Here is a 14,551-nt window from a genome sequence, read left to right on the forward strand (position 1 = left end):
CCTGTGACCAGTGCGAACCACCAGCAAGCTCCCGGCTATAAGAGCTTGCCGTCTGGCGAAGAATTACTCTTCTTCCAGCTCGATATTGATGCCCAGCGAGCGGATTTCTTTCAACAATACGTTGAAGGACTCCGGCATGCCTGGTTCCATACGGTGATCGCCATCCACGATGTTTTTGTACATCTTGGTACGGCCGTTTACATCGTCGGACTTGACGGTAAGCATTTCCTGCAATGTGTACGCGGCGCCATAAGCTTCCAACGCCCACACTTCCATCTCACCGAAGCGCTGACCACCGAACTGAGCCTTACCACCCAGCGGCTGCTGAGTAACCAGGCTGTAAGAACCGGTAGAACGCGCATGCATCTTGTCATCAACCAAGTGGTTCAGTTTCAGCATGTACATGTAGCCGACAGTAACCTGACGTTCGAATTGCTCGCCGGTACGGCCGTCAAACAGAGTAATCTGACCAGAAGTTGGCAGGCCACCCAGCTGTAACAGTTCCTTGATTTCTTTCTCTGTCGCACCATCGAAGACTGGTGTTGCGATTGGCATACCTTTTTTCAGGTTCTCAGCCAGACGCAGTACTTCGTCATCGGTGAAGGTGCTCAGATCAACTTTCTGACAAACACTATCGCCCAGATCGTAGGCTTTCTGGATGAACTCACGCAGTTTGGCAACTTCTTCCTGCTTTTTCAGCATGGCGTTAATTTTCTCGCCGATGCCTTTCGCTGCCATCCCTAAGTGGGTTTCCAAAATCTGACCGATGTTCATACGCGATGGTACGCCCAGCGGGTTCAGAACGATGTCTACCGGCGTACCGTTTTCATCGTAAGGCATATCTTCGATCGGGTTAATCTTAGAGATAACACCTTTGTTACCGTGACGACCGGCCATCTTGTCACCCGGTTGAATCTGACGTTTAACCGCCAGATACACCTTGACGATCTTCAGCACGCCTGGTGCTAAATCATCACCTTGGGTGATCTTACGACGCTTGGCATCCATCTTCTTCTCGAATTCGGATTTCATTTCGTCGTATTGCTCTGCCAACTGTTCCAGCTGGTTTTGCTTGTCTTCGTCAGTCAGGCCAAGTTCCAGCCAGCGGTCACGTGGTAATTTGCTCAGCTTGTCAGCTTCGATGCCACCAGAAACCAGTACTGCATGGATACGTGCAAACAGGCCCGCTTCCAGGATCTGCAACTCTTCCGTCAGGTCTTTCTTAGCCTGCTTCAGTTGCATCTCTTCGATTTCCAATGCACGTTTGTCTTTTTCTACGCCGTCGCGAGTAAAGACTTGTACATCGATAACCGTACCGGAAACACCGTTTGGAACACGCAGAGAAGAGTCTTTAACATCAGACGCTTTCTCACCGAAGATCGCACGTAACAGCTTCTCTTCTGGGGTCAGTTGGGTTTCACCTTTAGGTGTTACCTTACCAACCAGAATGTCGCCGCCAGTCACTTCAGCACCGATATACACGATACCGGATTCATCCAGTTTGGAGAGCGCAGCTTCACCCACGTTCGGGATGTCAGCAGTGATCTCTTCTGGCCCCAGCTTGGTGTCACGAGACACACATGCCAGTTCCTGAATGTGGATAGTTGTGAAGCGATCTTCTTGCACCACGCGTTCGGAGACCAAGATGGAGTCTTCGAAGTTGTAACCGTTCCAAGGCATGAACGCTACACGCATGTTCTGACCCAATGCCAGTTCGCCCAGGTCTGTCGATGGGCCATCTGCCAGCACGTCACCGCGCTCGATTGGCTCACCCAGATTTACACACGGCATCTGGTTGATACAGGTGTTCTGGTTAGAACGGGTGTATTTGGTCAGGTTATAAATATCAATACCTGCTTCGCCCGGATACATCTCGTCTTCGTTAACTTTAATCACGATACGGGATGCATCTACGTACTGAACGGTACCGCCACGTTTGGCTACAGAGGTTACCCCTGAGTCAACCGCTACCGCACGTTCCATACCAGTACCCACCAACGGCTTATCAGCACGCAGAGTAGGAACTGCCTGACGTTGCATGTTCGCACCCATCAAGGCGCGGTTGGCGTCATCGTGTTCCAGGAATGGAATCAGAGAAGCACCAACGGACACCACCTGTTGAGTGGAAACGTCCATGTAGTCAACTTGATCGCGGCTGAACAGGCTTGATTCGCCTTTGCTACGACAAGTGACCAAGTCTTCGATGAAGCGGCCGTCTTCGTCCAGGTTGGAGTTCGCCTGAGCGATAACGAAGTTGCCTTCTTCAATAGCAGACAGATAGTTAATTTCATCGGTCACCACACCATCGCGCACGCGACGATAAGGGGTTTCCAGGAAACCATACTCGTTGGTCTGTGCGTACACGGACAAGGAGTTGATCAGACCGATGTTTGGACCTTCTGGCGTTTCGATTGGACATACGCGACCGTAGTGAGTCGGGTGTACGTCTCGAACTTCAAAGCCAGCACGTTCACGGGTCAAACCGCCCGGGCCCAATGCAGAGATACGGCGTTTATGCGTAATCTCAGACAACGGGTTGTTCTGGTCCATAAATTGTGACAACTGGCTGGAACCAAAGAACTCTTTCACCGCAGCCGAAATAGGCTTGGCGTTGATCATGTCCTGAGGCATCAGTGTGTCGAGGTCGCCCAGAGACAAACGCTCTTTAACTGCACGCTCAACACGAACCAGACCAACACGGAACTGGTTTTCAGCCATTTCACCAACGGAACGAATACGACGGTTGCCTAAGTGGTCGATATCATCCACTTCGCCTTTACCGTTACGGATATCGATGAGCTTCTTCATCACTTCAGTGATGTCTTCTTTGCTCAGGATACCGGAACCTTCGATCTCGTCGCGCAGCAGTGAACGGTTGAACTTCATCCGGCCAACCGCTGACAAATCATAGCGGTCTTCAGAGAAGAACAGGTTCTCAAACAGGTTTTCAGCTGCTTCACGTGTTGGTGGCTCACCAGGACGCATCATGCGGTAAATCTCAACCAAAGCGCTCAGACGATCGCTGGTTGGATCAACACGCAGGGTCTCGGAGATATAAGCACCGTGATCCAAGTCGTTGGTGAACAATGTTTCGATTTGCTTGTGACCGGCTTGGCTCAGTTTAGCCAGCAAATCTAGTGACAGCTCCATGTTGGCTGCACAGATAAGCTCACCAGTGTTCTCATCGATGTAGTCTTTAGCGACCACTTTACCGGCAATGTATTCAACCGGAACTTCGATGCGATCAATGCCGTCTTTTTCAAGCTGGCGAATATGGCGAGCAGTAATACGACGAGCTTTCTCGACGTAAACTTTGCCATTCGCTTCAATATCAAAGGATGCCGTTTCACCGCGCAGGCGCTCAGGAACCAATTCCATCTGCAGCTTGTTGTCACGAATCTCAAAGACCACTTTTTCAAAGAACAGATCCAGGATCTGTGCAGTGGTGAAATTCAATGCACGCAGAATGATGGTTGCCGGCAGCTTACGACGACGGTCAATACGGACAAACAGGTTGTCTTTCGGGTCAAACTCGAAATCTAACCATGAACCGCGGTAAGGGATGATACGTGCGTTATACAGCACTTTACCCGATGAATGGGTTTTACCCTTATCACTGTCAAAGAATACGCCAGGACTACGATGCAGCTGAGATACGATAACCCTCTCAGTACCATTAATGACAAAGGTACCGTTTTCGGTCATGAGTGGAATTTCACCCATGTAGACTTCTTGTTCTTTGATGTCTTTGACCGTACCTTCCGGGGCTTCGCGCTCATAGATGACCAGGCGCAGTTTTACGCGCAGCGGTGCGGAATAAGTCACACCACGGATCTGGCACTCTTTGACGTCAAATACTGGCTCACCAAGACGGTAGCTAACGTATTGCAGCTCCGAATTGCCGCTGTAGCTCTGGATTGGGAAAACAGAACGGAATGCTGCTTCCAGGCCGTACTGTCCTTCAGGATCTTGCTCGATAAATTTCTGGAACGAGTCAAGTTGGATAGAAAGGAGATAAGGTATGTCCAAAACTTGTGGACGTTTACCAAAATCCTTACGAATACGTTTTTTCTCGGTATAGGAGTAAACCATAGGGTTCCTCAGCTCGCTGAAAAGTCGACCCACTCTGTCTGCCCTGAAACCAGGACAGGTCGTGCAACACTATTATTTAGAACGAGAAGTCGAAACACTCCTCGGAATACTCTTTTCTATCACTCTTAAACCATTTCATCGCGTTACTTTAACTACCGAGCTACCCGAGTGGGTCGTAGCTGAGAACGCAGTATATTAAGTCGTCAATAGAAAGGAATATTAGGGGTTAGTTAGCCGCTAAACAGTGTGAAATGCGACTAACGCCCTACAGCGCAAAAAGGCTGATGACTAAAAAGTCACCAGCCATCAGCCTATAAGTCAGGCTGCGAACTCAAAGCTTAACTTACTTGATCTCAACAGAAGCACCAGCTTCTTCCAGAGATTTTTTCAGAGACTCAGCTTCGTCTTTGTTCACGCCTTCTTTCAGAACTGCAGGTGCAGATTCAACCAGGTCTTTAGCTTCTTTCAAGCCCAGGCCAGTTGCGCCGCGAACAGCTTTGATTACTGCAACTTTGTTGTCGCCGAATGAAGCCAGAACAACGTTGAATTCAGTTTGTTCTTCTACAGCTTCAGCAGCAGCAGCAGGACCTGCAGCAACAGCAGCAGCTGAAACGCCGAATTTCTCTTCCATAGCAGAGATCAGTTCAACGATTTCCATTACAGACAGAGCTGCAACGCCTTCCAGAATTTGGTCTTTAGTGATAGTTGACATAACAATTGTTCCTAAAATACAGAAATAGTTTATACGTTAAAAAGCAATGACTAAAAAGTGAGGGCAATTAAGCCGCTTCAGCTTCTTTCTGGTCACGCAGCGCAGCCAATGTACGAACCAATTTGCCAGCAGCGGCTTCTTTCATGGTTCCCATCAGACGTGCGATTGCTTCTTCGTAGGTTGGCAGAGTTGCCAGGCGGTCGATCTGAGCCGCAGGGATTAACTCGCCTTCAAAGGCTGCTGCTTTAACCTCGAATTTTGCATTTTCTTTAGCAAATGCTTTGAACAGACGAGCAGCTGCGCCCGGGTGTTCAGAAGAGAATGCAATCAAGGTTGGACCAACAAACGTGTCTTTCAGGCACTCAAATGGAGTCCCTTCAACTGCGCGTGACAGCAAGGTGTTACGAACAACTTGCATGTGAACGCCAGCTTCACGACCTGCTTTACGCAGTTCAGTCATTTTATCAACGGTAACGCCACGGGAATCCGCAACAACCGCAGACAGCGCACCTTTGGCTACTTCTTTAACTTCAGCAACAATCGCTTGTTTGCCTTGAAGATTTAGTGCCATTAGTTCTTGCTCCTGGATTAACCGGGGATTAATTCCCCGGAACTCACGTCACCCAAAACATTACTAAATTGTAATGAACGGGCGTTGAAACACGGTGAGCAGAATCCAGCAAAGACCATTCTTTTTTATTCTTGATAAACAAAAAAATAAAAAAATGCTTCAGGTTCTGTCACCGTCTACGCAGGAAATTAAGTGTTTTACAACACACCTGCGGTCTTGGACGGAGGCTTGGATAAGGCCAAGCTCCAACCGAAAAATTCTGTTCCTCTGCCGATCGGACATTTGTGATTAACAAATAAGCCATCAACAGAAGCATGGGCGTAAGATTCTAGACAAACCTTACGCCCACGTAAAGCGATAAAAGCAATTAGTGATTAGTTCACTACTGCTGACAGGCCGCTTTGATCAATAGCAACGCCGGCGCCCATGGTGGTGGACAGGCTGATTTTCTTGATATAAACGCCTTTCGCTGTAGCAGGTTTAGCACGCTTCAGCGCAACAACCAGAGATTCTAAGTTTTCTTTCAACTTCTCTGAGTCGAAATCAACTTTACCAATGGTAGTGTGGATAATACCGTTTTTATCGTTGCGATAACGAACCTGACCTGCTTTAGCATTCTTAACTGCTTCAGCAACGTTAGGAGTAACAGTACCCACTTTAGGGTTTGGCATCAGGCCGCGTGGACCCAAGATTTGGCCCAATTGACCAACAACGCGCATTGCATCTGGGGAAGCAATAACAACGTCGAAGTTCATTTCGCCTTTCTTGATTTGATCAGCCAGATCTTCCATACCTACCAATTCAGCGCCTGCTTCTTTCGCAGCTTCAGCGTTTGCACCCTGAGCGAAAACAGCAACGCGTACTGAACGGCCAGTACCGTGTGGCAACACAGTTGCACCACGAACGTTCTGGTCAGATTTACGTGCGTCGATACCGAGGTTAACGGCAACGTCCACGCTTTCTACGAATTTAGCAGTAGCCAGCTCTTTCAGCAGGGCAACAGCTTCGTTGATATCATATTGCTTAGTAACATCAACTTTGTCACGGATCACGCGCATGCGCTTGGTCAGCTTAGCCATTTATTAACCCTCCACTACCAGGCCCATGGAACGAGCAGTACCTTCAATTGAACGCATCATGTCGTCAATTGAAGCACCAGTCATATCCGCAGCTTTGGTTTCTGCGATTTCACGGATCTGAGCACTGGTCACAGTCCCTACTTTGTCTTTGTTCGGCTTGCCGGAACCAGACTTAATACCTGCCGCTTTTTTCAGCAGAACTGCTGCTGGCGGGGTTTTAGTAACGAAAGTGAAAGAGCGGTCAGAATAAACTGTAATAACAACAGGGATTGGCAGGCCTTTTTCAATGCTTTCAGTCTTAGCATTGAACGCTTTACAGAATTCCATGATGTTAACACCTTGCTGACCCAATGCTGGGCCAACTGGTGGACTTGGGTTCGCCATACCAGCTGCAACTTGCAGCTTGACATAGGCTTGTACTTTCTTAGCCATTTACGATTTCCTCGATTTGGGTAATATCGCCTCGCGTTCGAGGCTCCCCGTGTTTTGTCTCGCTATTATTTACTATGAAATAAGTTGTCACGGATGACAAAAAGCAAGACATCTAAAAACAAAAGGCGCGAAATTATATTGTAATTTCACGCCTAAGACAAGACTCAAATTTCAACCAATGGCGAAAAATGAATCAGCCTTTTTCTACCTGACTGAAATCCAGTTCAACCGGAGTTGCACGGCCAAAAATGGAAACAGACACTTTCAAGCGGCTCTTTTCGTAGTCCACTTCTTCAACAACACCGTTGAAGTCTGCAAACGGACCATCGCTAACACGAACCAACTCACCTGGCTCAAACAGTGTTTTAGGACGTGGTTTATCACCCACTTGTTGAAGACGATTCATAATCGCATCAACTTCTTTATCACTGATTGGTGCCGGACGATCGGATGTACCACCGATAAAGCCCATTACACGTGGCACGCTACGCACTAAGTGCCAGCTGGCGTCGTTCATTACCATCTGAACCAGTACATAGCCTGGGAAGAATTTACGCTCACTCTTACGACGTTGACCGCCACGAATCTCGACGACTTCTTCCGTTGGAACCATGACTTCGCCAAACAGCTCTTCCATGTCATGTAACTTGATATGCTCACGCAGCGATTGTGCTACGCGGCCTTCAAAACCGGAAAACGCCTGAACGACGTACCAACGCTTTTTTGGTGCTTCAGACATCTTAGAACCTCAGGCCAGTAATAAATGATACCAGGCGGACCAGAATACCATCCAGCCCCCATAGAATCAGTGACATTACAGCAGTTACCGCAGCAACGATTAACGTTGTGTGCAGAGTTTCCTGACGGGTAGGCCAAATCACTTTACGCACTTCCGTGCGTGCTTCACGAGCAAACGCTACAGTGGCTTTGCCTTTTGCCGTCATCAATGCAACAGCACCGGCAACAGCGATAATTACTACAACTGCCAACGCGCGCAGCGGCAGGCTGAAATCACGGTAATAATAATTACCAACTATAGCTGCAACTAACAGTACAGCAACGATTAGCCATTTAGCCGTTTCCAGGCCGCGTCCGCTCCCTGGAGCCTCGGTATTCGCACTCATAAACCAACCTGTCACTATGATTCAGAACAAACAACTTTGCTTCGCACCGCAAAGCAAACCAAGCCGAAGGATGCTCTAGAGACTCTCTAATCGGCACCACTCAGCACTATCCGCCGTACTTCCAGAGCCCATCTCACCAGTAATTATGATGAAAAAACCACTGATGAGATAGGTTCTAGTATGACAACGTAGAAAAAGGGCATCAAATGATGCCCTTTTATCGCATGTCGCGTCAAATCTTATTCAATGACTTTAGCAACAACGCCAGCACCTACAGTACGACCGCCTTCACGAATTGCGAAGCGCAAGCCGTCATCCATTGCGATAGGAGCAATCAGGTTAACAATCATTTGAATGTTATCACCTGGCATCACCATCTCAACGCCTTCTGGCAGTTCAATAGTACCGGTTACATCAGTTGTACGGAAGTAGAACTGAGGACGGTAGCCTTTGAAGAACGGAGTATGGCGACCACCTTCATCTTTGCTCAGAATATAAACTTCTGATTCAAATTTGGTGTGTGGCTTAATAGAACCTGGTTTAGCAAGAACTTGACCACGTTCGATATCTTCACGCTTGATACCACGCAGCAGAACACCAACGTTCTCACCTGCACGGCCTTCGTCCAGCAATTTGCGGAACATTTCAACGCCAGTACAAGTAGATTTAACGGTATCTTTCAGGCCAACAATTTCGACTTCTTCGCCAACTTTAACAATACCGCGCTCTACACGACCCGTTACAACGGTACCACGGCCAGAGATAGAGAATACGTCTTCGATTGGCAGCAGGAACGGCTTATCGATAGCACGCTCTGGTTCTGGGATGTAAGAATCCAGGTAGCCGGCCAGTTCGATAATTTTTGCTTCCCACTCAGGTTCGCCTTCCAATGCTTTCAGCGCTGAACCACGAACAACCGGCGTATCATCGCCTGGGAAATCGTAGGTAGACAGAAGATCACGCACTTCCATTTCTACCAGTTCCAGCAGCTCTTCATCGTCAACCATGTCACATTTATTCATGAATACGATGATGTAAGGAACGCCAACCTGACGACCCAACAGGATGTGCTCACGAGTCTGTGGCATTGGGCCATCAGTTGCAGCAACAACCAGGATAGCGCCGTCCATCTGAGCAGCACCGGTGATCATGTTTTTAACGTAGTCGGCGTGCCCTGGGCAGTCAACGTGCGCATAGTGACGTGACGGGGTGTCATATTCAACATGAGACGTGTTGATGGTGATACCACGCGCCTTCTCTTCAGGAGCGTTGTCAATTTGGTCGAATGCACGAGCATTTCCGCCGTAGGTTTTAGCCAGAACGGTGGTGATTGCAGCAGTTAGGGTAGTTTTACCATGGTCAACGTGGCCGATAGTACCCACATTAACGTGCGGTTTTGTACGTTCAAACTTTTCTTTAGACATCGATTGTCCCTCTAAGACACGGAATCGGTGGTTTCACCACATCAACCAAGCGCATGCTTGTTGAATCCATTACGCAGAAAGAAAATCAGGGGACGAGAGAATGAGGAGTGGTGCTGATAGGCAGATTCGAACTGCCGACCTCACCCTTACCAAGGGTGCGCTCTACCAACTGAGCCATATCAGCACATCTTGGAGCGGGCAGTGGGAATCGAACCCACATCATCAGCTTGGAAGGCTGAGGTAATAGCCATTATACGATGCCCGCATCTTAGAACTCGGCTACCTGACTTAATCTGCAGAAACTTGAAAGGAAGGGCTTGGCCACTTCACTCTTCATCGAGAGTAACTCTCGCCTTGAGTGTGTATAGGGGTTCGGTCTTCTGAATCGCCTGAGACTCAAGGTTAAATATGGTGGTGGGGGAAGGATTATTCGTCACTTCGCTCCTCACCCTTCGGGTCGCCGCTTCGCGTCGCTGTCTCGCTACGCTCGGCTCGAACCTTGTCGAAGGTTTTCACCTTCCCCTGAGTACTTATTGAGATTCGTTTATCTGAATCACCTTAGGACCCAAGGCTTAAATGGTGGTGGGGGAAGGATTCGAACCTTCGAAGTCGATGACGGCAGATTTACAGTCTGCTCCCTTTGGCCGCTCGGGAACCCCACCTAATTTTTAATACTTGAATGGTGCCGGCACCAAGAGTCGAACTCGGGACCTACTGATTACAAGTCAGTTGCTCTACCAACTGAGCTATGCCGGCATCAAGTGCAGCGCATTCTAGGTAGAGTGAGCCTATGATGCAACAAAAAAATCGCATAACATGCCCTTTCGCTCACAAAACAGCCGCTTTTTGAACGTGAGGTGTATTATTGACCAAGGTTAGCTTAAATCGCGCTCAGCGATTTGGTCTTATTACCCAAATCTATGAATGAAAATCATCCCCAAAAACCTGTCAATATTCCATAGCCAAACAAACTTCCCTCGTACAAAGCTAAAATAAGTTTAGTCCTTTGCCCCAAAATGAGGAAATACGTCAATTTTGGGGCAGAGATAGTAAGAAAATATGGCCCAACGCCAACAATATCACTGTTACCTATTTGGCCTACTTATTGCTTAAACACCAATGTATGCGCAAACCAGCTATCACGCAGGGGCTTTATTATGAAGATAGTTTTACTGAATGCGGCGACATTGCCGATATACCGAAGTGAGCTGGCACATTTACTAATTGATGCTGTATCTCATGGTGCGTCAATCGGCTATAGCACCCGAGAGATCTCACAAGATGAGGCAGAGAACTACTACCATAGTCTTCACCCTGCCATAACGAAAGGTACATTACTGTTATGGATAGCACGTGATGAAACCGGGGTCGTGGGTACCATCCAATTAGATTTATGCCAAAAGCCAAATGGTTTAAACCGGGCTGAAGTACAAAAATTATTAGTTCACAGCCGTAGCCGCCGTGCTGGGGTTGGGCATAAATTGATTATTGAGATGGAAAATACTGCGGTTCAACTTCGTCGCGGATTGTTATATTTGGATACTGAAGCTGGCTCCCCCGCTGAGTCTTTTTATCGCACGCAAGGGTATCGATGTATGGGCGAGATCCCTGATTATGCCTGTACTCCAGATGGTTACTATCATCCAACCGCTATTTACTTTAAGCGCTTATTCTCTGTGAATCAGACACATACCTCGATAGCTAGCTAATAATGATAAATCCGATCAACCACAGAGCAAAAGCCTGGCATAGTCCTTCTTAATTGATCGGAATAGCAACACATATCAAAGAAATCACTCACTAAATACAAAAATGTCTACGCCAAAAAGCAAGCTGCCTATAATATGCAGCTTGTTTCTTATCTGGAGTTGGCGTCCAGCGCCTTTCCCAACCTGCGTTAACAGGCAGAATTTGGCTTATGACAAAAAGAGATCAATCTTTAGCGACGCCTTATCTACAGTTCGATCGTACTCAGTGGGCTGCTTTGCGCGACTCAGTACCATTGACGCTAACAGAAGAAGAAATCGTTAAACTCAAAGGGATTAACGAAGACCTTTCATTAGATGAAGTGGCACAGATATATCTACCGCTCTCACGACTACTTAATTTTTATATCAGTTCTAATTTGCGTCGCCAGGCGGTTCTGGAGCAATTTCTTGGAACTGATGGCCAACGTATACCCTATGTTATCGGTATTGCAGGCAGTGTCGCGGTAGGAAAAAGTACAACCGCTCGTTTACTACAAGCGCTGCTAAGCCGCTGGCCAGAGCATCGTAGTGTCGAGCTGATTACTACAGATGGTTTTCTTTATCCGAATAAAGTGCTGAACGAGCGTGGGTTGATGAAGAAAAAAGGATTCCCACAATCCTATGATATGCACAGTTTGGTGAAGTTTGTCTCTGAGGTTAAATCAGGTGCCGACCATGTCACCGCACCAGTTTACTCCCATTTAATATATGATATTGTCCCTGATGGTAATAAGATTATCAAACAACCGGATATTCTTATATTAGAGGGGTTAAATGTTCTGCAAAGTGGTATGGATTACCCCCATGACCCGCACCACGTATTTGTCTCTGACTTTGTAGACTTCTCTATATATGTTGATGCACCAGAAGATTTACTCCAAAGTTGGTATATCAACCGGTTTCTTAAGTTTCGCCAGGGCGCGTTTTCTAATCCTGATTCTTATTTCCATAACTATGCAAAGCTGCCAGAAACAGAAGCAGTGAAGATTGCGACTCAGTTATGGAAAGAGATTAATGGATTGAATTTAAAGCAAAATATTTTACCAACGCGTGAGCGAGCCAGCCTGATAATGACTAAAAGTGCCAATCATGCAGTTGAAAGTGTGCGTTTAAGAAAATAATAAGTTGCGGGTAGAATAACTACCCGCTTAATATCTCAATTAAACTCCGCGAAGGGATATTTCGCCACCAATATACGGTTTTATATTCCCGTCCTGCTCTAATAATAATGCACCTTGCTGATCGATCCCGCGAGCAATACCAAATATCTCTTGGTTTCCGATAATCAACTTCACTGGACGATCAAGGTAATTATCCATTTCTCGCCAGCGTGAAATAAAGGCAGGTAGTCCCTCATTTTCAAATTTAACTACTGCTAATCGTAACTCGGATAACAATTCTGCTGTCAGTTTATTGCGATCAATATTAACGCCAGCTTCTTGTAAATTAATCCAATCCTGGCTAATAACATTAGTCGTTGATTCACGCATGGTCAGATTAATACCGGCACCAATAACCAACTGCGCTGCATCACCCGTTTTACCGGTGAGTTCCACTAATATTCCAGCCAGTTTCTTATCGTTTAGATATAAATCATTCGGCCACTTGACGCGGACGTGCTCTGCACCCAATTTGTGCAGTACCTCGGCCATGACAATACCCACCACTAAACTTAGTCCCATTGCGGCCGCAGGACCTTGTTCCAATCGCCAGAACATTGATAAATAAAGATTAGCACCAAAAGGAGATACCCACTGGCGGCCACGTCTCCCCCGACCAGCTTGCTGATATTCGGCAACACAAGCATCACCGGATTTAAGTTCGGTGATGCGATCTAACAGATATTGATTCGTCGAATCAACTACTGGTAATACAGCTACTTGACCTGCGGGTAAATAACTTAATATGGTTTGTTCATCAAGTAATTGGATAGGTGCCGGTAAGCTATAACCTTTGCCAGGCACAGTGAAGACATCTAGTCCCCATTCTCTGATAGTGTGCATATGCTTATTAATTGCAGCACGACTCATACCTAACATTTCACCTAATTGCTCACCTGAGTGAAAAGCACCGTCGGCAAGTATGCCGATTAATCGCAAGGGGACTTTTATATCTTTCACGACAAACGCTCCACAGCATTAACTTCGCCATTACTTGCGATAAAGCGCACCTCTGGCTCCAACCAAATGGCAAACTTCTTTGCGACCTGCTGACGGATATGGCTAGCTAGCCCCAACACATCCTGCCCAGTAGCCTCTGCAAGATTAATCAGTACCAAAGCTTGCTGCTGATGCACTGCGGCTCCACCAATCTGGTATCCTTTGAGGGCACACTGATCAATAAGCCAGCCTGCAGCCAACTTTACTGTTCCATCAGGCTGTGGGTAGTGTGGCGCATTGGGATAAAGCTTCACGATATCTTCAGCCACAGCGGCATCCACAACCGGATTTTTAAAGAAGCTTCCTGCATTGCCAGTCACTGTTGGATCCGGCAACTTACTCCGACGCATCGCACAGACTGAGTTGAAAATATCTATTGCTGTCACGGTCAAGGGGTCCATACGCGTTAAATCCCCGTAACCTAATGTCGGTACCCAAGATTTTATTAATCGAATACCTACAGCTACGATGGCAAACCCATGACCGTAGTGATGTTTAAATATGCTGTCACGATAGCCAAATTGGCAGTCTTCAGCAGAAAGTCGTAAAACAGTGCCTTTATCCATATCAAGTAAATCAACGTATTCACATACTTTTTGCAGCTCAACACCATATGCACCAATATTTTGAATTGGAGCAGAGCCTACGCAGCCTGGAATTAAGGCTAAGTTCTCTAAACCCGGCATATTGTTTTGCAACGAATAACATACCAACTGGTGCCAATTCTCCCCTGCGCCTACATGCAGATGCCAGGCTGTATCATCTTCGGTAAAAGTAATACCTTTAATACGATTAAGTAATACTGTCCCTGAGTAATTCTCAATAAACAGTACGTTGCTGCCTTCCCCAAGCAAGAGTACAGGTTGATGCTTCGAGACAGACTCATGCCATGCATCAATCAATTCTTGTGTAGAGTTGGCACTGATTACATTGCTCGCGTAGGCTGATAGTGCAAAAGTGTTTAGATGTTTTAGCGGGGAACGTTGATTCGACATTACATTAGGTACTCATTCTAACTAGCTCTGGCGCTAGTCTAACCGATCATAATACTCATATTGTATTTTGTTTTAAGTGAGCGCATAAAAAAAGCCCTCTGCACAGCAGAAGGCTCTTTCTTTGGCTTTTATATTTCCCACATAGCAAAAACCCCACGCTTTTGGCATGGGGTCTTGGCTTGATTTGATGCCTGGCAGTGTCCTACTCTCGCATG

12 protein-coding genes, 4 tRNA genes and 1 other RNA gene are annotated in these 14,551 nt (G+C 47.0%); 2 read left to right on the forward strand and 15 right to left on the reverse strand.

The annotated features are described in order from the left end of the window. Positions 1 to 63: 63 nt before the first annotated feature. The 13 genes from rpoB to QSV56_RS21555 all read right to left on the reverse strand — a co-directional run bounded on the left by rpoB (position 64) and on the right by QSV56_RS21555 (position 10,190). Entirely contained in the window at positions 64 to 4,092 is a 4,029-nt protein-coding gene (gene rpoB, locus QSV56_RS21495) for a DNA-directed RNA polymerase subunit beta (RefSeq protein ID WP_005175701.1), read from the reverse strand. A gap of 343 nt (positions 4,093 to 4,435) precedes the next feature. After that, positions 4,436 to 4,804 carry a 50S ribosomal protein L7/L12 gene (gene rplL / locus QSV56_RS21500; protein ID WP_004876762.1) on the reverse strand — a complete coding sequence of 123 codons (369 nt, stop codon included), beginning with the start codon at positions 4,802 to 4,804 and terminating at the stop codon, positions 4,436 to 4,438. Positions 4,805 to 4,871: 67 nt separating this feature from the next. After that, positions 4,872 to 5,375 carry a 50S ribosomal protein L10 gene (gene rplJ / locus QSV56_RS21505; RefSeq protein ID WP_019080252.1) on the reverse strand — a complete coding sequence of 168 codons (504 nt, stop codon included), beginning with the start codon at positions 5,373 to 5,375 and terminating at the stop codon, positions 4,872 to 4,874. Between the two features lie 374 nt (positions 5,376 to 5,749). After that, positions 5,750 to 6,454, reverse strand: a complete 705-nt coding sequence (gene rplA / locus QSV56_RS21510) for a 50S ribosomal protein L1 (protein WP_005165803.1) — start codon at positions 6,452 to 6,454, stop codon at positions 5,750 to 5,752. 3 nt (positions 6,455 to 6,457) lie between these two features. Beyond that, complete coding sequence (gene rplK / locus QSV56_RS21515) at positions 6,458 to 6,886, reverse strand: 50S ribosomal protein L11 (protein WP_005165805.1); 429 nt, start codon at positions 6,884 to 6,886, stop codon at positions 6,458 to 6,460. Between the two features lie 193 nt (positions 6,887 to 7,079). Further along, the gene (gene nusG, locus QSV56_RS21520) at positions 7,080 to 7,625 is read right to left on the reverse strand and encodes a transcription termination/antitermination protein NusG (RefSeq protein WP_002210671.1); all 546 of its coding nucleotides are present in this window, start codon (positions 7,623 to 7,625) and stop codon (positions 7,080 to 7,082) included. Between the two features lies 1 nt (position 7,626). Beyond that, a complete protein-coding gene (gene secE / locus QSV56_RS21525; RefSeq protein ID WP_004704671.1) occupies positions 7,627 to 8,010 on the reverse strand; it encodes a preprotein translocase subunit SecE in 384 nt (127 codons plus the stop codon). Between the two features lie 239 nt (positions 8,011 to 8,249). Further along, positions 8,250 to 9,434 carry an elongation factor Tu gene (gene tuf / locus QSV56_RS21530; protein ID WP_005165809.1) on the reverse strand — a complete coding sequence of 395 codons (1,185 nt, stop codon included), beginning with the start codon at positions 9,432 to 9,434 and terminating at the stop codon, positions 8,250 to 8,252. 108 nt (positions 9,435 to 9,542) lie between these two features. Further along, positions 9,543 to 9,618, reverse strand: a tRNA-Thr gene (locus QSV56_RS21535). A 6-nt stretch (positions 9,619 to 9,624) separates the two neighbouring features. Beyond that, a tRNA-Gly gene (locus QSV56_RS21540) sits at positions 9,625 to 9,699 on the reverse strand. Between the two features lie 144 nt (positions 9,700 to 9,843). Further along, positions 9,844 to 9,970, reverse strand: a non-coding RNA gene (locus tag QSV56_RS21545) — RtT sRNA. A 41-nt stretch (positions 9,971 to 10,011) separates the two neighbouring features. Continuing rightward, positions 10,012 to 10,096 (reverse strand) — tRNA-Tyr (locus QSV56_RS21550). Between the two features lie 18 nt (positions 10,097 to 10,114). After that, positions 10,115 to 10,190: transfer RNA gene (locus tag QSV56_RS21555), tRNA-Thr, on the reverse strand. 401 nt (positions 10,191 to 10,591) lie between these two features. On the opposite strand from QSV56_RS21555, the gene QSV56_RS21560 reads away from it, so the two are divergent. Together QSV56_RS21560 and coaA are read left to right on the forward strand one after the other, a co-directional pair. After that, positions 10,592 to 11,143: a GNAT family N-acetyltransferase gene (locus tag QSV56_RS21560; protein WP_019080255.1), complete on the forward strand. Its 552-nt coding sequence runs from the start codon at positions 10,592 to 10,594 to the stop codon at positions 11,141 to 11,143. Positions 11,144 to 11,352: 209 nt separating this feature from the next. Then, positions 11,353 to 12,303 (forward strand): type I pantothenate kinase, encoded by a 951-nt coding sequence (coaA, locus tag QSV56_RS21565; RefSeq protein WP_005165813.1) that lies wholly within the window; start codon positions 11,353 to 11,355, stop codon positions 12,301 to 12,303. 39 nt (positions 12,304 to 12,342) lie between these two features. On the opposite strand, the gene birA is transcribed toward coaA, so the two are convergent. Then, a complete protein-coding gene (birA, locus tag QSV56_RS21570) occupies positions 12,343 to 13,302 on the reverse strand; it encodes a bifunctional biotin--[acetyl-CoA-carboxylase] ligase/biotin operon repressor BirA (RefSeq protein ID WP_011815379.1) in 960 nt (319 codons plus the stop codon). Then, positions 13,299 to 14,336 carry a UDP-N-acetylmuramate dehydrogenase gene (gene murB, locus QSV56_RS21575; RefSeq protein WP_019080257.1) on the reverse strand — a complete coding sequence of 346 codons (1,038 nt, stop codon included), beginning with the start codon at positions 14,334 to 14,336 and terminating at the stop codon, positions 13,299 to 13,301. The genes birA and murB overlap by 4 nt, the downstream gene beginning before the upstream one ends. Positions 14,337 to 14,551: the final 215 nt, after the last annotated feature.

The organism is Yersinia sp. 22-579 (genome assembly GCF_030433455.1).
Classification (GTDB): Bacteria; Pseudomonadota; Gammaproteobacteria; order Enterobacterales; family Enterobacteriaceae; genus Yersinia; species Yersinia enterocolitica.

Coding starts and splice junctions, on each gene's coding strand:
- coaA (WP_005165813.1), top strand. CDS start 11,353: ATGACAAAAAGAGATCAATCTTTAGCGACGCCTTATCTACAGTTCGAT.
- rpoB (WP_005175701.1), bottom strand. CDS start 4,092: ATGGTTTACTCCTATACCGAGAAAAAACGTATTCGTAAGGATTTTGGT.
- rplA (WP_005165803.1), bottom strand. CDS start 6,454: ATGGCTAAGCTGACCAAGCGCATGCGCGTGATCCGTGACAAAGTTGAT.
- nusG (WP_002210671.1), bottom strand. CDS start 7,625: ATGTCTGAAGCACCAAAAAAGCGTTGGTACGTCGTTCAGGCGTTTTCC.
- murB (WP_019080257.1), bottom strand. CDS start 14,336: ATGTCGAATCAACGTTCCCCGCTAAAACATCTAAACACTTTTGCACTA.
- QSV56_RS21560 (WP_019080255.1), top strand. CDS start 10,592: ATGAAGATAGTTTTACTGAATGCGGCGACATTGCCGATATACCGAAGT.
- rplJ (WP_019080252.1), bottom strand. CDS start 5,375: ATGGCACTAAATCTTCAAGGCAAACAAGCGATTGTTGCTGAAGTTAAA.
- secE (WP_004704671.1), bottom strand. CDS start 8,010: ATGAGTGCGAATACCGAGGCTCCAGGGAGCGGACGCGGCCTGGAAACG.
- rplK (WP_005165805.1), bottom strand. CDS start 6,886: ATGGCTAAGAAAGTACAAGCCTATGTCAAGCTGCAAGTTGCAGCTGGT.
- rplL (WP_004876762.1), bottom strand. CDS start 4,804: ATGTCAACTATCACTAAAGACCAAATTCTGGAAGGCGTTGCAGCTCTG.
- tuf (WP_005165809.1), bottom strand. CDS start 9,434: ATGTCTAAAGAAAAGTTTGAACGTACAAAACCGCACGTTAATGTGGGT.